The organism is Photorhabdus heterorhabditis, assembly GCF_018448905.1.
In the GTDB taxonomy this organism is placed as follows: Bacteria; Pseudomonadota; Gammaproteobacteria; order Enterobacterales; family Enterobacteriaceae; genus Photorhabdus; species Photorhabdus heterorhabditis.
The window spans coordinates 46,555-70,011 of record NZ_RCWA01000009.1 but is presented as its reverse complement, the minus strand read 5'-3'; the positions used below and the strand labels follow the sequence as shown (position 1 = coordinate 70,011).

The following is a 23,457-nucleotide window of genomic DNA, read 5'->3' as shown; positions in this document are numbered from 1 at the left end:
CCATCATTACAGACATTAAGGAAAATCCTATCAGGTGAAAAGACTAGCCATTAACATATCTATAACCGATCATTTGTTAATAGATATAGACCACATTCGTTAAAATATTAACAATTATGTTAAATATAAATTCCAATTTTGTGCGCGAGGACAAATAACAGATAAAAAAACAAGCCGAAATAATAACTGCCTATTCATTATAGCTCATTAATTATAAGGGTTTTTTCTAACACGAAGCTGTTAATAGGAAGTTTGTTAATAGACAGAATGCAGGGCTACAAAAGTTGAAATAGCCCCGATTCAAAAGGCAGTATTTTCAAGACGATACATTTACCAACATAACCTTGCCGAGAACATCACCGGCTTCCATCATCCGATGTGCATCAGCGGCATCTTTCAGATCAAATACTTTACAAATTAATGGACTGACTTTTCCTGATTTCAACAATGGCCAGACATGTTTTTCTAACTCTCTGGCTATCTCAGCTTTTTCTTCCACGCTGCGAGAACGTAATGTAGACCCTGTATGTGTCAACCGTTTTAACATTAAGGGCATCAGATTAAGATTTTCAGGGTTTCCCTTCATCATACCAATCTGAATAATTCTCCCGAATTTAGCCGCAACTTTATAATTTTTATTGACATAATCACCACCGATTAAATCAACAACCATATCAACGCCCTGCTTGTCAGTAAATTGCAATACCCGTTCAACAAAGTCTTCTTTCCGATAATTAATCACAAAGTCAGCGCCTAAACTATATGCAACTTTAACCTTTTCATCAGAGCCAACAGTGGTAATCACTCTGGCACCAAAGGCTTTCGCTAACATAATGGTGACACTGCCTATTCCAGAAGTGCCGCCATGGATCAGCAAACTTTCTCCTTGTAGCAACTTGCCAGTCTGGAAAACATTAGCCCAGACTGTAAAAAAGTTTTCGGGTAATGCTGCCGCTTGAACAAAATCCAATCCATATATCGGTAAAGCAATGGTGTCATGGACCAGGCAATACTCAGCATAACCACCGCCAGCAACAAGTGCGCAAACCTTATCGCCAATATTCCAGCGTTCACAACCTTCACCTTTGGCAACGACTTCGCCTGCAATTTCTAATCCAGGTAATAACGATGCGTCAGGTGGTGGTGGATAAGACCCCATTCTCTGAAATATATCTGGCCGGTTAACTCCAGCCGCAGCCACTTTAACCAACAGATAGCCTTTTTCTGGTCGCGGTAACGGAACCTGAACCAGATGTAATTTCTCTGGACCTCCAGGCTTAATGATGCTGATCGCTAACATATATTGGGGCAATGAATTAATTTGGCTATGCATACATACCTCTTATTTCTTCTGATGATCCTTTTTATGGATTCTGTTTAATATGATAAGTGGGAGTTGAAGTGCCGTAGAGCGAAAAAACCGTTAAACAATGACCATAACAGAAAATTATTATATGACAAATATGTAAGTAGCTCAGATAAGCTATTACAAGCACTATTGCTGATTTTCCATTTGTTTTTTTCTCGCTAATCGTCTTTATATTAAGCTTGAAAATAAAACCTGTGCACTCCTACTCAACACCAGATTGCAAAAGAAATCAGGATTAACTCGGCTGATCCTCTTTCACAAGCGATTACCGCAAAGTGGCAGAAAAACCGTGCTGCGTGTTAGAAGGACAGAATCGCATCACCGACCAGTATGGCTTTTTAAAAAGAGATTGGTGAAAAAACTTTCCTATTTTACAATTCCATGTAAGCTAATTTTTCGAAATTGCAAAATATCACTGAGGTACTGATGGAGACAACAACAAAAGAATCCAATAACCGGGTAAAACCGACAAGTGGATTCGATCAGTCTGAACTTATCAAAGCACGCATCACCAATCTTGCTGATCATTTTATTGATGTACTTAGAAAAAAAGATCCAGATAGTCTTTCCCTATTGTTAACTCTACCCGACGACGAATTTTGGGCAGAAATTAAAGGACGAGTCAACTATATTGAAATAGTAGAAACTGTTACACCGGAAAAGAAAAAACACGAAGAATTTATCGAAAACAGGAATGCTTTTCTTGCTCATCTTGGGAAATACGGCGGCGTCTACAAGTCCAGCAAGGTTGCGGATATATTAGGAGTGACTCGCCCGACAGTCAATAAATATGGTGAAAGTCATAAACTCATCGTATTAAATTGGGGAGTAGAGAATTTATATCCTGTTTTTCAATTTTCAGTAAATAAAAAAACCTGTAATAAAGGATACTTAAAAGGTATTCCAGAAATACTGGCTAATTTAGGTCCGGTCAGTGGCGTAAAAAAATGCCATTTTTTCATTCGTAAGATTAATACATTTAACCTTGATATAGATCTGGCTGAATCTACAACAGTACTGGATATCCTCAAAAATGGCGCATCCCATGATGAAATTGCTCAATTGGTAAAACTTGCGAGGATTTTTGACGCTTCTGATTCCATATAAAGACCCTTAATCTATGCTTAAAGAGTCATTATTTTACCCTATTCCCTCCAAATACACGCAAATCTCCCTATATACCCGTTATCTTTCAAGTTTCCCCTTTATTCCACCTTGCCTAGATAGGTAACCTAGCCAGACCTCCAGCTACCATCAAAAAACGCTGGAGGTCTATTTTTTCACAAAGCGTTTATTTAGGATTTATCCTTATTCAGCTAATATCAAATCGCCGGTTTGATAAATAACATAAACTTTCGTACCCATTCTAACTTCGATAGTACAATGATCATCTTCTGTTAAAGTCATGTTAGTTGACCAGACTTTATTTGATAAAGATGAATACGCTGGCTTACCCTTATTTATTTCTGATTGATAAGCGTTATTCTTTATAGAAACATATTTATTATCCCGGAAATTTTCGTTCGCAAATGTCACTATCAATTTATTTTTAGCCAATTCAACTCTGGCTATAGTTTGTTTTAAGAACATAAATTGTGCATCATCTACTTGTGAAAGATAAATATCCTTCTTCTTATACGATATTCCACTATCATTTATATCTTTAATCAGTTCAGATAAAGTGCTTTGAGTAACATTATCATTTATTTTAGATTGGGATGCATCCGTATACAAACCAGCTATTCTTTGTTTTATATTTTCTTCTGCGAAAGTTGTTTCAAATATTACATAAGTTCCATTAAGTAATCTTGCTTGAATAGCTAATTCATTAGCATCATTTAAATTTTTATTTGTTACCCACGTTGATGGCGGAATAAAGCTGGAATAATAAGGCTTTCCTTTATTGATTTCCGATATATATTTATTATCTTTCGTTGCAACATATTTATAACTTTTAAATAATTCATCCTTGAAATTCACTGTTAGACGATTAGAATCGATATTTGTATTTATGATGGTATTTATCAAGAACATCTCCTGTGCATGATGAAATATAGATGACATTTTGTTACTGTCATTGGCCTGCTTGATAGCCTCAAATATATTATCTAACTCGCTCTGGGTTACATTATCATCAATTTCTGTATGATTTTGATCTTTAAATAAATTATTCAATCTTTCCCATAATTTAAAATCATAAACTGTCATGTTATAAACAGTGTATCTCTCTCCATCAAGTCCTACTTCAATTTCAATGAGATCATCTAAGGTAAAATTATGCGAGACTTTAACATTCAAACCACTTTCATCCAATTTTGCGCTGCAATAAAATGGCTTACCATCTTTTATTTCTGCAAGATATTGGCTATTCTTTTTGATGACATATTGATATGGAGTATGCCAATCAAGATCGATAGTAAATTCAAACTTACTCTCACTTAATAATGTTTTACTTATACTCTTCATAAAGTAAGCCAACTCAGGAACATATTTCTGCTGTGGCATCTCTATTGTAATTGAATTTTTATCATCATTTTCCCAAATATTTTTCTCTAATGATGGTAATGTTTTTAATATTTCTAATGTTTTTTCATCAGGTGTAATTCCCCATTTATCAAAAAAACCGGCTAAATTAATATTGGTCAGTTGAGATGAGGATATTATAAGTTGTTGTTTTTTATCATCATTGCTAACAGGCAATGAATCCATTAACCTATAAGCTTGATGAAGCTGAGGGTAAAATCCGTTGCCGAATGTTAGTCTTAACTGCCATAGCATTCCTAACTTTATATTAATATCTTGAGCGTCAAAATTCTTTTCTTCAGCAACTAAATATTCTTTGATTTTAGGATAGTATTTATCAATGAAACTCGCTCTATCATAAAAGCCTTCTTGTACAGCTAAAGAATACAAGTTGACTGTAACCTCAGTCATTCCTGTTCCACCACTCCAGGTATAAGGAGATTGTTGCCTTTGATGACCACTTTCATGCCAAATTCCCCAGCCATTATTGGTCGTTAATAATCGTTGCAGGGCCGCATTGCCATTAAAGCCCATATGTCCATTAGTTGCAAACATATATAAACGATCCGCTTCTACATATAATAATTTATTTGGATCGGCCCTGTAGTCTACTTTCCCATCTTCCAATATTCCCGATATGCTATCCTGATGACGAATAAAGTCATCATAATATTTCATTAACGCCTTTGGATCAGTCAGATATTTCTTAGCACTATTATATCTTACAACAATTATTGCTCGTTCACTGCTAAGTTGAACGACAGGTGCATCAGAATATAAATCCATCATATCTTCCCAATCTGTATTATTGGTTTCATTCAATTTAAATGATGGAACTTTCTGTAACTCTGATTGAATAATAATCTTCACATAACCATTATTATTGTTGTTGGTAAAACTGAGTAAACCTTCATTTTTTGAGGTAAATTTATTTAACCCTTCCGTTAACAAATATTTTTCTGGTTTATTAAGTTCAGGAACGCCAATCACTGCATTGATAGAATTATTTGTTTCTCCTTCAACATTAATAATAATTTCCTGTCCGAAAATAGCGTAAAATCCCGTTGGTTGCAGTTCACTGTGTGCAAAAGATCTTCGCTGTATTTTTTTGTATTCATTAGCAGATCCATTACCATGTAAGGTTATCGATTTCTTATTATCTATCATATTATTACTACCTTCTAGTTTGGGTTGGGAACATTGCAAAAATGCAGAGTAATTGAATCACGAATTAATGATTTCGTTTGAAATAATACCACTGTAAAAAAATTACCCAACAACTATAAAAGTAAAGTCGTCCATCAAGAAATGATTCTATAACACCCCAAAATCCCCTATTTCAAATAAAACAACAACTCCTGCGGTAAAGGTACTATCTTCAACTTATAAACTAGGGCCTTTAGATTCGAAATATACCTGTTATCTTTCAAGTTGCCTCTTTGTTGGCTGCGCTCGCTCACCCCGGTCACATAGTTTGCTATGCTCCCGGGGATTCACTCCCTTGCCGTCGCGATGCATCTTGAAATCTATTGGGTATACATAATTAAATCCATTATTTAAATCTCATGACATTGATGAAGCTTCACTAAACATTTTATACTAATACTTCATTGTAGTTATATCCATCCCATTTAAAATAGGATATTCAATATAATCATATAATTTTAATCTGAATTTTATCAACCAATTGATTCCCCTGAATTAAATACCAAAAAATGAGATCCTCCTGGAGAACAAACAATGGCGAAAACAATAAGAAATATATCTTTACTCACAGGTATTATACTTGGCAACTTGACATTATCTCATGCAGCAATTATTCCATCTGGTACACAACTGGCAGTTAACCAAGATATTATTCGTAATAATGGCTCAGAACCCGCATCTCTTGACGTCCATAAAATCGAAAATGATGTCGAGTTTAATATTATTAACGATTTTTTTAGTGGATTAGTCAGTACAGATCGTGATGGCAAGTTAACCCCTGATTTAGCTGCTCGTTGGGAAACCAAAGATAATAAAGTATGGTTATTCCATCTAAGAGAAGGAATAAAGTGGTCTGATGGTTCACCGATTACTGCGCATGATGTGGTTTTTAGTTGGCGTCGTTTAGTTGATCCGCAAATGGCGTCTCCATATGGCAGCTATATTGAAAATATGCATATAGTCAACGCCAAAGATATTCTCTCTGGAAAGAAAAAAACCAATGAATTAGGTGTAAAAGCACTGAATAATCTGACAGTAGAAGTAACGTTAGAACAGCCCGTATCCTATTTTTTACAGATGCTGGCATATCCTATTATGGTGCCAATTAGCCAAAAAGCCGTTGAGAAATATGGCGAGAAATGGACTCACCCAGATGTATTTGTCAGTAGTGGCCCATTTAAATTAGCTGAATGGATCGTCAATGAAAAAGTGGTTGGAGTCAGGAATCAACAATATTGGGATAATGTACATACCGTCATCAATAAAGTCACCTATCTCCCAATATCATCAGAAACAGCAGATATAAATCGATATCTGGCAGGAGAAATCGATATAACAAAGAGCATCCCATCGATTTTATTTAAATCTTTAAAAGCAAAATTAGGTGATCAGGTTCACATTACACCCGCATTAGGTGTTTATTATTATGATCTGAATAACCAAAAAGCACCTTTTAATGATGTTAGGGTCAGGCAGGCATTAAATCTAGCTTTAGATAAAACCATTATAGCAAATAAAGTATTAGGGCAAGGTCAAGAACCTGCTTATAACCATACTCCACCGAACACCGGAGGAATGAATCTAGAGCAACCTGATTATGCATCGTGGACACAACAGTCAAGGATTGAAAAAGCCAAACAGTTATTGAATGAAGCCGGTTACAATAGCAATAATCCATTGAAATTTAACTTGCTTTATAATACATCAGAAGAGCATAAAAGAATTGCGATCGCAGCAACATCAATGTGGAAAAAAAATCTGGGTGTAGATATTGTCTTACAAAATCAAGAGCGAAAAACAATGTTAGATGCAATACGTCAAGGTAATTTTGATATGGTGAGATATGCACGGATTGCTGATTACAATAATCCGGCGTCATTTTTAAATAATTTTGTTACTCATAGTTCCAATAATACATTTTTATACCACAATGAAATTTATGATGATTTGGTGAGAAAAGCCAAAGCAACAAATGATCAGAAATATTTCCAGCGAGCAGAAAATATTCTGGCAAAAGACGTCCCTGCTATTCCTGTGTTTTATTATGTTGGTGCCAGACTGGTAAAACCTTATATTGGCGGATATTATCTGAGTCCACTCGGCTTTATGTCATCGAAAGATCTTTATGTTATTAAGCACTAGTGTGATATTAATGTAGTGTTTTAATAAGCATTAACAATAAAAGGGAAATCAGTGTTCGACTTCCCTTTTAAATGACGATTTATACCCAATAGATTTCAAGTTGCAGTGCGGCGGCAAATGAACGCAGCCAACAAAGAGGCAACTTGAAAGATAACAGGTATATTCATAAGTCTTTATCATTCTATACTAACAAAGTCTACAATAGTATGATCAAAAACATGCACATCTCTTCTAACAGCCATCTCTAGTGCAGCAATATTTCCACCATTAAAAGGGATTTTAATTACTGTCCCGCTACAATCAACTTGATTCCAATCTACTTCCCAATTTACGAGGGATTCCTCTCTCCAATTATCTATCCATGCACGAATTGTTATCGGACTTGGATTATATCTTATCGGAATTCTCACACGCGGCATAATCTTACCCTATAGTATTCATGTGGAATACAGTTGTTTATTACCCATCATTATCAATTTTTTGATGACATGACAAATTAATGGCATAGAAAAATATACTAACTTGCAGTTGGTTGATGTAATTCCTGTTTTTTTAGAAAACAAACCTATCCTGCTAATTAAACAATAGTATAATTATGTAATAAATCAATCATCAATATAAATCTTGGCAAGTGGTTTATTATTCCATTTTATTATTAATAATTTCTCTGCCACAAATTAAACAGGGATAAATCTAAGTGTGGATGTTATTTTACAGAATCAAAAAAATAATATTAACTACAATATATCGAGGTTATTTTGATATCGATTGAGATTATATAAGCCAATCTTATTTTACATCGTCGAAAAATCTTCTGATGTTATTAGTCAATGTAAATTCAGGATGTCGTTACGCTATCCGAGTGAGTTAATTCTCACATTTCACTTTATTTATCAAAACATGTCCCACTCCCCCTTGTGCGATCCCTTTTCTATAATACACTTTTAGTTACTGGACAAATGCCCGGCGTTACACGTTTGTCGTAACCAGACCGGAGACAACTTATAGCTGAAACAGGTAGGAATAAAGGAATGTTCAATGGTAATAAAATCAGGTGAAACCCCCGATTTGGTGGCAAAGAAGATCAATACACTCACCATCGATAAAATCACGCAGAGTATCATCATCATTTCAGCCGGCACGATTTTTTACCGACTGCAAGAAGGTGAATATGGAGGCAGTGGCGTGTTCTTTAACCACAATGGAGAACATACCCGATACGGGTTAACAAAGGGTTTAAATGGCAGCCTGTATTTAGCCAACTCACCGAGAACGTCGATGAAAGAGGTATTTCAAAACCTGCCGGCTATTACAGACCGAGAGCTAGACGAATACTATATGGCTACATTGGTAACAGAAAAGGACTTGCGCGTTGTGGACATTACCCAGCTTGCGCCGAAAATGCACGTAACCGCCCATCAACTAACCGGAACGGACTACCGGGACACCCAGAAGCTTGCCGCACAGCTATTACCACACGCGAACGGGCTAGCTTACATGTCTAATGTCACACTCGAGCCTTGCATAGTACTTTGGCATAACGATCCGTCAGGTAAAGGCGTGATACGCACCGCTGAGTTAACGGTACTCAGAGATTTTGAGTACGAAGGGCAAATAGCCGAAGACATTCTGGTGAACGATCTGGATATTCCAATAATATGACAGATGCGAAAGCAAGTTACCCTTCTTTTATTGTATTGCGGCGATTATGCGGCGTCTTGAGTACCAAATAACTTAGCCAAGCGAATAATTGCCTGAAGTTTATCATCCGAAATACCCTCTCGCAGTATATCGATGATAGTGAATTCTTGATCCGCCGACAGGCGACAATCCAATACGTCACGTTTCTGCGCGAAAAAGCCGTACTGCATCACACCGCTGAAACGACTAAGGTGAGGCAGAATCTCCGCCATTCCTCTCAGCACACCTTTTTCGCTTTTATTTTCATCCTCTGAGAACTGAAAAGCGGGATAGATGAACTCACCATCATGTTCAAGAGCCAATAATTTACCAGTGTCCTTTTTCTTTTTAACCGTTACCTTGCTAACACCCAGCAGCTTTGCTACTTCAGCAGAACTTAACACCCCACCATTTTCACGTACATTGTCAAAAAAGCGCGCGCGACTACGTACACGGTTGAATAGCCTTCTCTTTTCTGGCGTCAGCTCAGACAGCGCCCACGACGGCATAGCCTGAAATAACATGCTAACGAGAAACTGGTTATCCGGCAGTGCTAACTGACGCTTGATACCAGCATTACCCTGACTACGGATATTATTTGCCAGTTCTTTAACGATATTTTCAAGACGATCAGCCGCTGCATCAGCATCATCGTACTCATGATGAGAAACCGCCGCGTTACTATCGAGCCTGGTTCTCCTATATAAAACTTGCATAATGCACCTCGTGTTAACGACTGACAATACAAAAAATATATACACAATCGTTAACCAATGCAAATCTTATCCATTTGTACCGTGATCAAAAATGTATTCCTATTTCTACCCTTTCCTTATCAACTGATATCACATTGCAACATAACCCATTGGCTATCAAAACCATTACGCTATTGCTGGTATCAAAGAAGCCAACCAATAGATTTCAAGTTGCAGTGCGGCGGCAAGTGAACGCATCCCTAGGAGCATAGATAACTATGTCATAGAGAACTCTGTGACCGGGGTGAATGCAGCCAACAAAGAGGCAACTTGAAAGATAACAGGTATATCTATAATTATCCCTGTTTACTTACCTAGACAGAGTAATTTACAGAAAAGCGAATATCAGGTATTGCTCAATTTGCAGTACCAATCTTAAAAAATGTGAGCTTATTGGAGAAATGATGATGAAAAAGGCGATAAAAAATATATCTTTATTCACAGGAATAATAATTGGGAGTTTGACATTATCTCATGCAGCAATTATTCCACCAGACACACAATTGGCAATTAATCAAGAAATTGTCCGTAATAATGGTTCAGAACCTGCTTCTCTTGATGTCCATAAAGTTGAAAGTGATGTTGAATTTGATATTATTAATGATTTTTTTAGTGGATTAATCAGTATAGATCATGATGGAAAATTAAGTCCTAATTTAGCTGCCCGTTGGGAAATTAAAGATAATAAAATATGGGTATTTCATCTCAAAGAAGGAATAAAGTGGTCTGATGGTTCACCGATTACTGCGCATGATGTGGTTTTTAGTTGGCGACGTTTAATTGATCCGCAAATAGCATCTCCATATGGCAGTTATATTGAAAACATGCATATTGTAAATGCCCGAGATATTCTTGCTGGAAAGAAAAAAACTGAAGAATTAGGTGTAAAAGCATTGGATAGCTTAACAGTAGAAGTGACGTTAGAACAACCGCTATCCTATTTCTTACAAATGCTGGCCCATCCGGTTATGGTGCCAATCAGTCAAAAAGCTGTTGAAAGATATGGTGAGAAATGGACTCAACCGAATGTGTTTGTCGGCAGCGGGCCATTTAAATTATCAGAATGGATCGTGAATGAAAAGATAGTTGGAGTCAGGAATCAACAATATTGGGACAATGAACATACCGTTATTAATAAAGTCACTTATCTTGCTATAACATCAGCAACAGCAGCCGTAAGTCGCTATTTGTCGGGAGAAATAGATATAACAAAAAGCATTCCATCAGTTTTATTTGACTCTTTAAAAACCAAATTAGGCAATCAGGTTCATATTTCACCTACATTAGGTGTTTACTATTATGGATTTAATACCCAGAAAGCACCTTTTAATGATGTTAGAGTCAGACAGGCATTAAATTTAGCTTTAGATAAAGATATCATAGCAAATAAGGTATTAGGGCAAGGTCAAAAAGCTGCTTATAATCATACCCCGCAAAATACAAGTGGAATAGATTTAAAACAACCTGATTATGCATCATGGACACTACCAAAAAAAATTAAACAAGCTCGGCAGTTATTGAATGAGGCGGGTTACAATAGAAGCAATCCGTTGAAATTTAATCTTCTTTATAATACATCAGAAGATCACAAGAGAATTGCTATTGCAGTGTCCTCAATGTGGAAGAAAAATCTAGGTGTAGATGCCATTTTACTAAATCAAGAATGGAAAACCATGTTAGATACAATGCATCAAGGTAATTTTGATGTCGTAAGACATGCATGGATGGCTGATTATGATCATCCAGCATCGTTTTTAAATAATTTTGTTACCAATAGCTCTAATAATACCTCATTATATAGTAATGATATTTATGATGACCTGATCCAGAAAGCTAAAGCAACAAATGATCCAACATATTTTCAGCAAGCAGAGGATATTTTGGCAAAAGATATTCCAGCAATTCCTATTTACCATTATGTTAGTGCCAAGCTGGTAAAATCTTATATTGGCGGATATTACACCAGCCCTCTCGGTTTTATATCGTCAAAAGATCTTTATGTTATTAAACATTAACTGGGCAATGCTAAAGTTATTATAGCATTTAAATAAACATTACGGTTTGGAAAAATTTAATCAGTTTCAAACCGTAATAAATCATCCGGTAGTTTAAGTTAAAAACTGCTTTGATAATTCATTCCTAATATTAATTATAGTGATGAGTTATTTTATGAAATGAAAACGATAAAGAATATCAGTTTAAATTGGAATTTCTCATCTACACTTAATGTTGTTAGTCCAAAACAGCATCCTAATAAATCAAATCTTAATCAAATCAGATTAAAATAGTGAGGGGTTGTAATATGGGCATGATTCACGTTACTAACAATATGAAATGTGACACAATTGAAGTTTCAATTAGCTACTGGAGCACTGATTACGCACGATTCACAGTGTCCGACTATTATTTTAATATCACTCCTGGACATTTTAGGGCTGCTTGGTTTGTTGAAGATTCGCGCGGTTATATCATGTCAGTCAGCAGGAAAGGAATCACCGCTTCATATTTCATTTTACCGGATACCAAAATTATTGTCGGAGAACATCGAGTGACAGAAAATGAGTATGTGATAAGTCCTTTATTGGTAAGCTAGTTCACTTAATGTTGTTAGTCCGAAACAACATCCTAATAAATCAAATCTTAATCAAATCAGATTGAAATAGTGAGGGAGTTGTAATATGGGCATGATTCACGTTACCAACAATACGAAATGTGACATAATTGAAGTTGCAATTAACTACTGGAGCACTGATCACGCACAGTACACAGTATCCGACGATTATTTTACTATAGTTCCTGGAGGTTCCAAGGACCCTTGGGTTGTCGATGATTGGCGTGGTTATATCATGTCAGTCAGAAGGCTAAAAATCATATATTCATATTTCGTTTTACCTGATACTAAGATTATTGTCGGAGAACATCGAGTGACAGAAAATGGGTATGTAATAAAACCGTTACTTGTAAGATAGTTCATTGCCTTGATTGAGTATATAAATTATTCAATATGTCTACCATCGGTGACCATCTAAACGGTCACCGAATTCAATAATAAAGCCAGTTATTCAAATACTACACCGGAACAACCGCAGGATTAGCAAGTAATTTCCGTAAATTCCGCATTTCTCTTCCCTGATTGATAGCAACAGCACCCACTAAGATTTTATTTTCTGTACCAATCAAAATGGCTTTATCTGATTGCAAATCACCTTTGATATGCCAATTTTCAGCCTGCATTTTTCCAATCATTTGAATGTTAATGCCCCATTGATCGGTCCAGAACCACGGAGCACCTAGTTGCGGAGGCTCCAGCCCCATCATGGCATGCGCAGCAATAGTCGCCTGGCGGTTAGCATTTTCCCAAGTTTCGCGGTGCTGGAGTTCACCGGTCAGTGGTTCTCTCTGGAGGCAAACATCTCCGGCTGCAAAAATATCCTGCTCAGAAGTTTGACAATGCTCGTCAATGACAATACCCCTATTGGTAACCAAACCCGCATCAACCGCGAGCTTATCCCTGAATTCAGCACCAATACCATAAATAATGATATCCCCGATCACCGTTTCTCCAGTGCTCAACATCAGAACTAATTCCTCCCCCTGCTTTTGCGCGGAAACAATATTGGTATCAAGGAAGAATTGCACCCCTTTTTCTTGATGACGATGCAAAAGATAGTCCTGCAATAACGGAGGGGCGCAACGTGCCATGACACTATCAGCCTGCTCGATAACTGTCACGTTTGCACCCAGTTCACGAGAAGTTGCCGCCAGTTCCATACCAATAACACCACCACCGACGACTAAAACCCGTTTACCTTCTTTCACTGCCTGGCGTAAACGTTGCGCATCATCCAATGTTCTCAAGGTATAAACATTTTCACCCAGTTGATCGAGTAACGGAAACCGCCTGGCTCTCGCCCCCATTGTAAGCAGGAGTTTGTCATACCTGAGCTTGTCACCATTTTCCATAACCACGCAATGTTCCAATGGGACAATATGGCTGACCGGCTGACCTACGCGCAAATCTATCCGGTTATTCAGATAGAATTCTTCAGAGAACAGATACTTCGGTTCTGTTTCCGATTGCGTCAGATACTCTTTTGATAAGGTAGGCCGCTCATAAGGCGCATGATATTCTTTACCAATTAAAATAATATCACCATCAAACTGTTGCTGTCGCAAGGTTGCAGCAGCCATAGCTCCCGCTTGCCCAGCCCCGACAATAATAAAAGTCTGACCTCGCATATTACGCTCCTATTTAAGCCACCGGTTGAGCGCTGACCATAGCCATCCCAGCCAACCATTCCCGAATAGGTTGGTAATAATGCCGTTGTACCTGATATTCACCATAAACAGAAAGCGCTGCAAAAGCCGCAATCCAACAGCGAATCTCCTGTCCCCCTTTACCCCCCTGAATGTCGATGGCTTCATCCGTTAATGCAGCAAGGCGCTGTATATCCCCACTACAAAAAGTATTCAGCAATTCGTCATCCCACTGGGGATTCAATGGAACAGCAACATTTTCGCCACGAACCAGCGCTTCTCCAACCGCAATCACTCGGCTTTGCCGTTTCTGACGAGCCTCTTTTGTTGGATTTCTGCCTGCTATCAAGAATTCCTCAACTTGTGGCGAAGCTTGTCCAATCTGCGATATCGGTGGATCATGTGATAAACCACCAGAACCGAGCAGCAGTACCCGCTGATCGGTAGTAGACAGAAACTGACCCACTGCGCGGCCCAACGCAACTGCACGATGGCACCCAGGTAATGGCCTGGCCGCACAGTTAATAAATATTGGGATGGTTGGATAATGCTGTAAATCCTGACAAAGCAACATCAAGGGTTGAGTAAAACCATGATCAGCTTGCATCCGCCAAGATTGGGCAACATCAATTCCTGCGTTATATAAGGCAGAAATTAATTCTTTCGCTGTGTTTTCAGGAACATTTAGTGGCCCTTTACCAATATCCCAATCCCCCACAGCATTCGCCCTCACGCCAACGCAAAACGCTGGCATGAGATCATAGAAGAAGCCATTAAAATGGTCAGGTGCGAAAATCACAATTAACTGTGGATCATATTCTTTTACCTGTTCAGCCAGTTGCTGAAAAACCTGCCGAACATGCTTTTCTGTCGTCTCAGTTGGAGAACAAAAATCCATCAAAGGCGTGTGTGAGGTACAAATCAACTTAATAGTCATCTGAAATTCCTCTTCTTATCGGGTGACATTACTCCCGCTGTAACCTGGCGAATTCCACGGATACTTAGCCCTGCATCAGCCGTTATCATGACACCGGTTAAAGTGCGATTGTTTGCACGAGAAGCGAGCATGACATACGGGCCGGTGAAATCCTCCGGTTGAGGGGTGAATTGCAGGGGTAAAATCGCACCGATAATTTCCGGGGACAAGCTGTCTATAACGGATTGATCTTGTTGGGATAATGCTACAGGACCTCGAAGATCACTTGGCATACCACAAGGCGCAACCCCATTCACTCTAATAACCGGCGCCAATTCATAAGCTAACTGACGGATCATCCCAACGGCTCCATGCTTGCTGGCGGTATACAGCACACCACCTCCACCAGAAAACCATGACGCACCTGACAACGTAAAAATCATGCTGCCTTCTGATGCGGTCAGGGCCGGCAATGCAGCTTTAGCGCCTAAAATGTACCCTTTCAGATTAACAGCCATTAGTTCATCAAACCCTTTGTCAATCTGTTCTGCTGATGCATCAAGCAAGCTAATTTTGTGATCCCAAATGCCAGCATTACCGACCAAGCAGTCTAGTTTGCCAAAACATCGGACAGTTTCAGTCACTGCCCGCTCATTATCTTCAAAAGAGACAACATTGCCCTGAATCACGCAGACACTTTTACCAAAACAATGCACCAAGGCAGCTGCTTTCTCCGCAGATAATTCCAGTATGCCAACTCTGGCACCTTCAGCGATAAAACGCTCTACCAAAGCCAATCCCAAACCAGAACCGCCACCAGTTAATAAAATGACCTGATCTTCAAGCCAACTCATTATTACTCCTCCGCTACTGTGATATAGATTTTTCCATCCTCAACAACAACAGGATACGTTTTCAATGGTTCTGTAGCGGGAAGACAAAGCGCCTTCCCGGTTTTGAGACAAAAGCTGGCCGTATGCAGTGGACACTCAACTGTCGCATTATCTTCCAGATACCCTTCGGATATAGAGGCATTACCATGACTGCACCGGTCATCAACAGCATAGAACTCACCGTCATAGTGAAAAAGAGCAATATCAGGCGTGTATTCAACCTTACGCGCTTCTCCATCGGGCAGTTCTTCAACAGTACATACAAATAACTGGCTCATCAGAATAAAACACTCAAGTTATGGAAAGTTAAAACCGCCTGGTCTAGGGTAATTTCACGTCGGCAAATTAACCAGCTACCGGTTTCCACATTACGGCGAACACAATCCAACCGCTTGCCGACATAAAAAGCTTCATCTCGCTCTTTTTGTGAACGGTACAACAGATAGTTGGACTGAACATGAAATTGGTCAGGCGAATCAGTTTCAGTAATCACCAAGTTTGTTAATAAATGACGAGTGCGGGACGGCGGTTCTTCTGCCCACGCCATACCGGTTTCCAACCGAGCAATTCGGCGTTCAAGCTGAAATTTATTGTCGTTAAATAACCAAGTTGTTGGTGGTTGGATGCTCTTGCGGCGATCACGGGTTTGTGCATTAACAATCGTGCGCATGGTATAGCTGAGATCTTCTGATAACAGCTCAAGCCAATCACGAAATTGCCATTCATCCAGTAAAGCTGCTTCGTAATACAGAAACTGGCTTATTTCATAATGCAGCTCTGACGTTACCCGCGTTTCTTTATTGATGATTAGTGCTTTCATTTAACCAACTCCTGCCGATAAGCCCGACTCTTTTCCTCTATCTCATCCCAGGTTTCACTGGTGAGTAAGTCAGCCCAGCGTTGATACATGCCTCGGGCCACAGTTTCAGAAAAAACATCGTTGGTCACACCTGGAATTCCATCATTTCGCACCCTTTCTCGTCCCAATCCCATTTCCAGACACAACGTGCTGTTACGAGCTTTGTAGCCTTTAAGTACCTTCTGGATTTCCACCCAATTTTCAGAATCATCTTGTTCCAGAAAACCTGATGGACCAAATGCACGAGTAGTACTGTTTTCAAACGCCTGTTTTACCTCTGGAGAAGCCGCTTTATCTGCAATGCAAAATGCCCATACCTCCACTTGGTCTGGCCCTCGTGGATGCCAAACCCGCATAGTCGCGGTACCGTTCAGCCAGGAAAGTGTCGGGAAAATATTGTTGTGACCCGCAAGACGCAATGCCCGGACTTTCCCCAGACGTTGCTCTACTTCGGTATAGGTTTCACGGTAGTAACGGGCAACAGCACCATCAACCCAAACATTGGCATCCGGTTTTTCTGTCAAGAAAAATCCACAGCCGTGACCATTTTGAGCGAATTGCACCGCATCTTTTGCTGTTTCCCAAACTGGTCGGGCAGTCTGACCAGCACCTAATGCTTTTTCATCGTCCCCCTCTTTTACCCCTAAAACTTGTACAGCAGAGGCATGGCTAAATAAAGCATGGTACTGATCGCCGGCAAACTGCTCAGCCGGGAATTTCCAGTTACAGTTGATGAGCCATTTTTGTACACCGCCAATGACTTCTGTTCCACCCTCACGGCGATCAAGTACACCATCAAGATACCAAGCCATATCACCGAGATAATCAATCAAGGAGGGTGCCGTGGTATCCCAGTTACCGAAAATTAACCCTTTATAACTTTCCACACATGGCACTTCCTGAAGACCCCACTTCTCTTTGCAAAGCCCATGCGGATAAGCTCGCTCTTCCAACGGAACATCAACTAATCGCCCATCAACACCGTATGCCCAGCCATGATAAGGACAAGTAAACGCGCGAGTATTGCCGCTATCCGCGTAACAAACCCGCATAGAACGGTGACGGCATTGATTTAGAAAGGCTTTAACGGAACCCTCTTTCTGGCGGACAACGACAACACTGTCTTCTCCCATATAAGTATTAAAAAAGTCGCCCGGACGCGGGATTTGGCTCTGATGAGCCAGAAATAGCCAACAACGACCAAATATTCTTTCGAGTTCTAATTGGTAGAGTTCAGGATCGATATAAATCTGAGGAGTTACACGACCAGTTCGGGCATCAATCAGGCGGTAGATATCTGAATTTTTGCTCAATGTCATATTATCTGATCCTTATGTAAAAGAAAGGTTGACTTTTTGCCAACATGCAAAATGAATGCTATTAATAGATTAATATTTTGTGAAATACATTGTTTGTTTAATTTAAGACTTTTTTTCGATATATGAGGAAACGGCAATGGAATTAAGACACTTACGATACTTTATTGCAGTAGCAGAAGAATTAAATTTTACTAAAGCTGCGAAAAAGTTGCATACCGCACAACCTTCGTTAAGTCAGCAAATAAAAGATTTAGAAGATTATATCGGATCTACGTTGTTAGAAAGGAACAAACGCAGAGTTTCTTTAACCAAATCTGGGGAAGTTTTCCTACAACAGGCCAGAATTATTCTTGATAACGCAGAGAAAGCCAAAAAAATGGCTCGCAGAGCGGCCCAAGAACAAATTGTGTTAACCATTGGATTTGTGCCATCAGCCGAAGTTAAAGTATTACCTGAAGTTATCCCAATATTTCGTTTTTCTCATCCTGGATCAAAAGTAGAACTCATCAGCTTATTTCAACCAGGACAAGAAGAGAAATTATTACAAGGTGATATTGATGTCGCTTTTATGCGTCCACCAATAGAGAGTGATTATATTGATTTTAAAGTTATTCTTAATGAACCCCTGGTCGTCCTAATGCCAGCTAACCATAGGCTCAGATACTGTGAAAAAATCTCAGTCAATGACTTACATGGTGAAAACTTTATTGCTACTGATCCCATACATTCCGGTATCTTACAACAGATTATAGAAAACTATTTTGCTGAACATAATGTTGTCCCTAACACTATTCAAACAGCTAATAATCTTTTATTAATTTTAAATATGGTCAGTATGAATCTAGGATGTGCAATAGTGCCATTTTATATCACTAGCATTATGACAGATGCCGTTGTCTGTCGGCCATTATCAGGATATTCCCCCACAATAGATATAATAATGGCATGGCGAAAAGACAACAAATCAGAATTATTAGCACATTTAATAGATGTTGTTGAAAACAAATATTTATAAATATAACAGTTATCGTTTTCACATTTAAGGCTAGACATATTAAGTATTAGTGAATATGTCTAGCCACCGTTATATTAATAATGAATTAACTCGAAGAAAATAAAGGAGATATCACGTGTCAATATCGACTAATCTTCAACATAAACCCGTACAACCCGAATTTTGTTCTCTTTGGTCTGCAATTGCTAGTGGTGAAATTCATCTGCATTATATTGATGTAAAAGGGATAAAAACCCGTGTTCTTGAAGCTGGCAATGGCCCTACTCTGATTTTCCTACATGGTATTGCAGGCCATCTTGAAGCCTATATGCGCAATATTCTGCCCCATGCTGCCCATTTTCGTGTGCTGGCAATTGATATGTTGGGGCATGGCTTCACGGATAAACCTGACCGTGCCTATGAAATTGCCGATTATGTAGAACACTTACGAGATCTTATAGAAACATTAAATCTGGAGAAAATTCATCTTTCTGGTGAGTCTCTGGGTGGGTGGGTTGCAGCCCGGTTCGCTGCAAAATATCCACAATACATTCACCGTCTGGTGTTGAATACTGCGGGTGGTATGATTGCTGATCCAAATGTCATGGAACGCCTGCGTACTCTAAGCTTGAATGCCGTGAAAAACCCAGATCGGGAAGCGACCCGCAAACGCCTTGAATTCCTGATGGAAGATCCGGCTATCGTGACAGAAGACTTGGTTGAATCCCGTTTTGCTATTTATCGTCAGCCAGATATGTTGTCCGCAATGGAAAGCATCATGTGCCTGCAAGATATGGATACCCGTTTACGTAACCTCCTGACTGAAAATGAACTGATGCAAATTCAGGCTGAAACGCTGGTATTATGGACAACCCACGATCCAACAGCCTCAGTTTCTGTGGGGCAACGGCTTGCCAAACTGATCAAAAACAGCCGTTTTGTTGTTATGGAACAGTGCGGTCACTGGCCTCAATATGAAGATCCAGACACATTCAACCAAATTCATATTGATTTTCTACTCAATGGCAATCAATAACGCCTCTTTCAAACGAGTGATATTCCAATCGGAATATCACTTTTATCGCCTGTTCTGGAGCAACAACCGATGAGTAATGTGATAAACCATCTTAGCGAAACACTGTTTCAATCATGGCGGAATAATCAAGCTATCACTCCCATTTCCGATAATTATCCAGAATTGACATTACACGATGCTTATCTTATCCAGCAAAAATTTATTGTCCGTCGTCTGGAAACCACCGGTGAGCGAATTATTGGTAAAAAAATCGGTATCACTAGCCAGACGGTTATGGATCTATTGGGCGTAGACCAACCAGATTTTGGTATTCTCACCTCAGATATGTATTGCGCAAATAATTCCACTGTGTCCATTAAACAATTAATTGCCCCCAAAGCTGAAGGTGAAATTGGTTTTATCCTGAAACGTAATTTGCGAGGTCCAGGTATCACAATTGCAGATGTGCTGCAAGCGACAGATTATGTCGTACCTTGCATCGAAATTGTCGATTCCCGTATCCGTGACTGGAAAATAAAAATCACAGATACCGTTGCTGATAATGCCTCGTCAGGCTTGTTTATCATTGGTAATGGAACTCGTCTGCCATCAGAAATTGATTTGGCTGCCATCACAATGACGCTGGAAAAAAACGGTAAATTGATTGACACCGGTATTGGTGCCGCTGCACTGGGGCACCCAGCCAATGCCGTTGCTTGGCTAGCGAATATGCTAGGAACGCTGGATATGTCATTGCTCCGTGGAGAAATCATTCTCTCTGGTTCTCTCGCCACCATGGTGCCAATTAATGAAGGTGATCGCTTGAAAATCAACTTACTCGGCTTGGGATCTGCTGGAGTTAATTTCGTCTGACAAGTTAAAAATCCAAATTACCTACCCCAAAAGAGGCGGTAGGTTCAATGACTACGATATTTTAAGACCGATATCCATTTTCATAAAAACCGTGGGGAAGCAAAGGCGTACTTGTAAATTGACTTGCCGCTGCCCTATAAATAGTTAAACCATGTTCTTTCCACAATTGATTCATCACATAAACCAGTTTCGGGTTATGTTCTTCCTCTTCCTCTAATACCCTAGCAATAATATGCGACCACTCCTGTTCCCAGACAGGATAAGTCATTTCGTCTTGCCTGAATGAATAAGCCTGATTAAGCGCAGAAAATTTAGCAGGCTTCGATAAGTCAGTTGTTGAAAACAAAATGCATAACATACCAATCCAATAACATTTAATAATATTTTTACTTTCATCAGCAGGCAAACGTGAAGCGATCTTTTTCATTGCAAACAACGAAGTCACTAAATGAAGAAGCAAAAAATCACCGGGTTTAGCAAGATAAATCAATGTCACGACATAAAATAACTGCGCCCAACTTTCTTCTACATTTTGCGTCTCAATCCAAACCGGCAAACGGTATATTTCTGGGTGACCTTGCATTAAGATACGTGCAATACGATATTGAAGGCCGGATCTTTTTAATTCAGGATGTATTAAATCAGTATCGGCTAACTCTTCATTATCAATCAACGAATTCACCCAATCGGTCAATTCTACTTTTCTCTTTTCCCACAGTGTTGAAATTCTCAATATAGAATCAAAAGCATTCTTATCATTTAGAGAACTATCAATAAAAGCACTCTCTGAATGACAAGGAACATACGAAAATGCCATGTAGGCAAGCCCTTCAATAATCATCCAGGGATGATCGATATCCAATGCCCAACCTAAATGGATTGTACCGTGAGTTAATGCACCCGCCCATCCTGACAAAAGCGTTGGCATATATTCTTGCAATACCTGTTCAATCCCTTTCTTTTTAATTTCTTCTTCAAAATAATCACAGTAAGAAGAATAATTTGTTCGCTTACCCAAGAAATGTTGCCAGTTCGTACTATCTATCACATGCTTTAATGTTTTAGGTGGTTCAAGCCCCATACCATAGGGCGTCGATTTAGCATAATTATCATAATAGTCTTTAATTCTGCTAGCATTGATCCCTAAGCCATGAAGCGCTATAACGGCATGTTTAACGTGATTAGTAAGATGGCCATTAAATTCAATATGATATGAACGATCATTAAGTAATTTGTTTATCATTTCTTACCCCATTATTAATTATATTCTTATTTTGACTCAGTCGTTTTTCTAGTGAGATAAATCCCGACTAATACAAGCAATACTCCAACAACCCTCGCTAACCCGGGAGTAATCCCCTGATATAGCCTATGGATTTCAAGATGCATCGCGACGGCAAGGTTTTGCTCATTAAAACACCTTCAAAAGATCATTAATTATAAAACCGAAAAAACACTCATTTAGTAATTTGGATATTTAATCAAAAAAGTTTCTTTAAACTTAATTTCAGGGGAATAAACCTTTTCATGCCATTTGTCTTTTTCGATTGGCTCTATTGCCGATAATATTACAAACATTAATGAACAAATTGCAACATTTTACCCAATACCACAACGCCTTGCTTTCTCTCAGCGCCAAGAAAACCAAGAAGTATGTCTTACCCTACTTAAAACTCTCACCAAATTCAAACTACTGATATTGAATACCGTCTTGTTATGACAACGACCAAACATCAACTTTGTGCCACGTAATAATTTAATGTGATAATTTCTTATAGATAGGATAAACAAGTAATACATTTTCTCAAATAAATTGCAGAAAACTATTATAGCTCTTACCAGAATCATAAAGAGATGCTAAAGTTGAGCCATATCAATATTTCTAACGAGCATGCCATATGATCCAGGAAAAACGTGTTATTCGTCGAATCCAGTCCGGTGGTTGTGCGATCCACTGCCAGGATTGCAGCATTAACCAGCTGTGCATCCCCTTTACCCTGAATGAGCACGAGCTTGATCAACTCGATAATATCATTGAGCGTAAAAAACCCATCCAGAAAGGACAAACTCTGTTTAAAGCAGGCGACGAGTTGAAATCTCTTTATGCTATCCGTTCTGGAACAATTAAAAGCTACACCATCACTGAAGAAGGTGATGAACAAATTACCGGTTTCCATCTCGCTGGGGATTTGGTGGGTTTTGATGCTATCCTTAATACTCAGCATCCAAGTTTTGCACAAGCCTTGGAAACATCAATGGTCTGTGAGATCCCATTCGAAACATTAGATGACCTGTCTGGTAAAATGCCTAATCTCCGCCAACAAATGATGCGCCTGATGAGTGGCGAAATTAAAGGCGACCAAGAAATGATACTGTTACTCTCCAAGAAGAATGCTGAAGAACGATTGGCTGCATTTATCTCTAATCTTTCCCGCCGTTTCGCTCAGCGCGGTTTCTCACCAAGAGAATTCCGTTTAACCATGACCCGCAGTGATATTGGTAATTATCTTGGTTTAACCGTTGAAACAATCAGTCGTCTGCTCGGACGTTTCCAAAAAAGCGGAACTCTCGGCGTAAAAGGTAAATACATCACTATCGAAAATATGGATGCATTATCTGACTTAGCCGGAAAAAAATCTGTTTCAATTTCCTGATT

At 39.0% G+C, this 23,457-nt stretch carries 20 protein-coding genes; 9 read left to right on the top strand and 11 right to left on the bottom strand.

Going from position 1 to position 23,457, the window contains the following annotated elements:
- Positions 1–316: 316 nt before the first annotated feature.
- Positions 317–1,333, bottom strand: coding sequence for an NAD(P)H-quinone oxidoreductase (locus tag EAE89_RS08015; RefSeq protein ID WP_054476449.1), 1,017 nt, complete (start codon positions 1,331–1,333; stop codon positions 317–319).
- 462 nt (positions 1,334–1,795) lie between these two features.
- Here EAE89_RS08015 and EAE89_RS08010 point away from each other — a divergent pair, with 462 nt between their 5' ends.
- Positions 1,796–2,476 (top strand): hypothetical protein, encoded by a 681-nt coding sequence (locus tag EAE89_RS08010; protein WP_214085654.1) that lies wholly within the window; start codon positions 1,796–1,798, stop codon positions 2,474–2,476.
- A gap of 201 nt (positions 2,477–2,677) precedes the next feature.
- Here EAE89_RS08010 and EAE89_RS08005 read toward each other — a convergent pair whose 3' ends face one another.
- Complete coding sequence (locus EAE89_RS08005; RefSeq protein ID WP_214085653.1) at positions 2,678–5,059, bottom strand: M60 family metallopeptidase; 2,382 nt, start codon at positions 5,057–5,059, stop codon at positions 2,678–2,680.
- A gap of 573 nt (positions 5,060–5,632) precedes the next feature.
- Here EAE89_RS08005 and EAE89_RS08000 point away from each other — a divergent pair.
- A complete protein-coding gene (locus EAE89_RS08000) occupies positions 5,633–7,240 on the top strand; it encodes an ABC transporter substrate-binding protein (protein WP_054476455.1) in 1,608 nt (535 codons plus the stop codon).
- A 176-nt stretch (positions 7,241–7,416) separates the two neighbouring features.
- Here the strand turns inward: EAE89_RS08000 and EAE89_RS07995 are convergent, their stop codons facing one another.
- Complete coding sequence (locus EAE89_RS07995) at positions 7,417–7,659, bottom strand: hypothetical protein (protein WP_054476456.1); 243 nt, start codon at positions 7,657–7,659, stop codon at positions 7,417–7,419.
- Between the two features lie 619 nt (positions 7,660–8,278).
- Here EAE89_RS07995 and EAE89_RS07990 point away from each other — a divergent pair.
- Entirely contained in the window at positions 8,279–8,902 is a 624-nt protein-coding gene (locus tag EAE89_RS07990) for an RES family NAD+ phosphorylase (RefSeq protein WP_214085652.1), read from the top strand.
- A 44-nt stretch (positions 8,903–8,946) separates the two neighbouring features.
- Here EAE89_RS07990 and EAE89_RS07985 read toward each other — a convergent pair whose 3' ends face one another.
- Complete coding sequence (locus EAE89_RS07985) at positions 8,947–9,636, bottom strand: hypothetical protein (RefSeq protein ID WP_244866283.1); 690 nt, start codon at positions 9,634–9,636, stop codon at positions 8,947–8,949.
- Positions 9,637–10,079: 443 nt separating this feature from the next.
- On the opposite strand from EAE89_RS07985, the gene EAE89_RS07980 reads away from it, so the two are divergent.
- Positions 10,080–11,690 (top strand): ABC transporter substrate-binding protein, encoded by a 1,611-nt coding sequence (locus EAE89_RS07980; RefSeq protein ID WP_214085650.1) that lies wholly within the window; start codon positions 10,080–10,082, stop codon positions 11,688–11,690.
- A gap of 287 nt (positions 11,691–11,977) precedes the next feature.
- Positions 11,978–12,268: a hypothetical protein gene (locus EAE89_RS07975; RefSeq protein ID WP_054476463.1), complete on the top strand. Its 291-nt coding sequence runs from the start codon at positions 11,978–11,980 to the stop codon at positions 12,266–12,268.
- A 476-nt stretch (positions 12,269–12,744) separates the two neighbouring features.
- Here the strand turns inward: EAE89_RS07975 and hcaD are convergent, their stop codons facing one another.
- From hcaD to hcaE, 6 genes are read right to left on the bottom strand one after another with little or no spacing between them, the layout of a single operon-like run.
- Positions 12,745–13,914: a phenylpropionate dioxygenase ferredoxin reductase subunit gene (gene hcaD, locus EAE89_RS07970; RefSeq protein WP_214085649.1), complete on the bottom strand. Its 1,170-nt coding sequence runs from the start codon at positions 13,912–13,914 to the stop codon at positions 12,745–12,747.
- 13 nt (positions 13,915–13,927) lie between these two features.
- Positions 13,928–14,869 (bottom strand): 3-carboxyethylcatechol 2,3-dioxygenase, encoded by a 942-nt coding sequence (locus EAE89_RS07965; RefSeq protein WP_054476470.1) that lies wholly within the window; start codon positions 14,867–14,869, stop codon positions 13,928–13,930.
- Positions 14,866–15,702 carry a 3-phenylpropionate-dihydrodiol/cinnamic acid-dihydrodiol dehydrogenase gene (hcaB, locus tag EAE89_RS07960; RefSeq protein ID WP_054476472.1) on the bottom strand — a complete coding sequence of 279 codons (837 nt, stop codon included), beginning with the start codon at positions 15,700–15,702 and terminating at the stop codon, positions 14,866–14,868. The genes EAE89_RS07965 and hcaB overlap by 4 nt, the downstream gene beginning before the upstream one ends.
- 2 nt (positions 15,703–15,704) lie before the next feature.
- Positions 15,705–16,019 (bottom strand): 3-phenylpropionate/cinnamic acid dioxygenase ferredoxin subunit, encoded by a 315-nt coding sequence (gene hcaC / locus EAE89_RS07955; RefSeq protein WP_054476473.1) that lies wholly within the window; start codon positions 16,017–16,019, stop codon positions 15,705–15,707.
- Positions 16,019–16,561, bottom strand: coding sequence for a 3-phenylpropionate/cinnamic acid dioxygenase subunit beta (gene hcaF, locus EAE89_RS07950; RefSeq protein WP_054476475.1), 543 nt, complete (start codon positions 16,559–16,561; stop codon positions 16,019–16,021). Before hcaF ends, hcaC begins: the two co-directional genes overlap by 1 nt.
- Positions 16,558–17,919 (bottom strand): 3-phenylpropionate/cinnamic acid dioxygenase subunit alpha, encoded by a 1,362-nt coding sequence (gene hcaE, locus EAE89_RS07945; protein WP_054476477.1) that lies wholly within the window; start codon positions 17,917–17,919, stop codon positions 16,558–16,560. Before hcaE ends, hcaF begins: the two co-directional genes overlap by 4 nt.
- A 136-nt stretch (positions 17,920–18,055) precedes the next feature.
- Here hcaE and hcaR point away from each other — a divergent pair, with 136 nt between their 5' ends.
- From hcaR to EAE89_RS07930, 3 genes are all read left to right on the top strand, one after another.
- Entirely contained in the window at positions 18,056–18,934 is an 879-nt protein-coding gene (gene hcaR / locus EAE89_RS07940; RefSeq protein WP_054476479.1) for a DNA-binding transcriptional regulator HcaR, read from the top strand.
- Between the two features lie 115 nt (positions 18,935–19,049).
- Positions 19,050–19,949: an alpha/beta fold hydrolase gene (locus tag EAE89_RS07935; RefSeq protein WP_149616608.1), complete on the top strand. Its 900-nt coding sequence runs from the start codon at positions 19,050–19,052 to the stop codon at positions 19,947–19,949.
- Positions 19,950–20,018: 69 nt separating this feature from the next.
- On the top strand, positions 20,019–20,801 hold the full coding sequence (locus tag EAE89_RS07930; protein WP_054476485.1) for a fumarylacetoacetate hydrolase family protein: 783 nt from the start codon (positions 20,019–20,021) through the stop codon (positions 20,799–20,801).
- Positions 20,802–20,862: 61 nt separating this feature from the next.
- On the opposite strand, the gene EAE89_RS07925 is transcribed toward EAE89_RS07930, so the two are convergent.
- The gene (locus EAE89_RS07925; RefSeq protein WP_214085648.1) at positions 20,863–22,044 is read right to left on the bottom strand and encodes a questin oxidase family protein; all 1,182 of its coding nucleotides are present in this window, start codon (positions 22,042–22,044) and stop codon (positions 20,863–20,865) included.
- Positions 22,045–22,699: 655 nt separating this feature from the next.
- Between EAE89_RS07925 and EAE89_RS07920 the strand changes: the two genes are divergently transcribed.
- Complete coding sequence (locus EAE89_RS07920) at positions 22,700–23,455, top strand: fumarate/nitrate reduction transcriptional regulator Fnr (RefSeq protein WP_054476488.1); 756 nt, start codon at positions 22,700–22,702, stop codon at positions 23,453–23,455.
- Positions 23,456–23,457 lie beyond the last annotated feature (2 nt).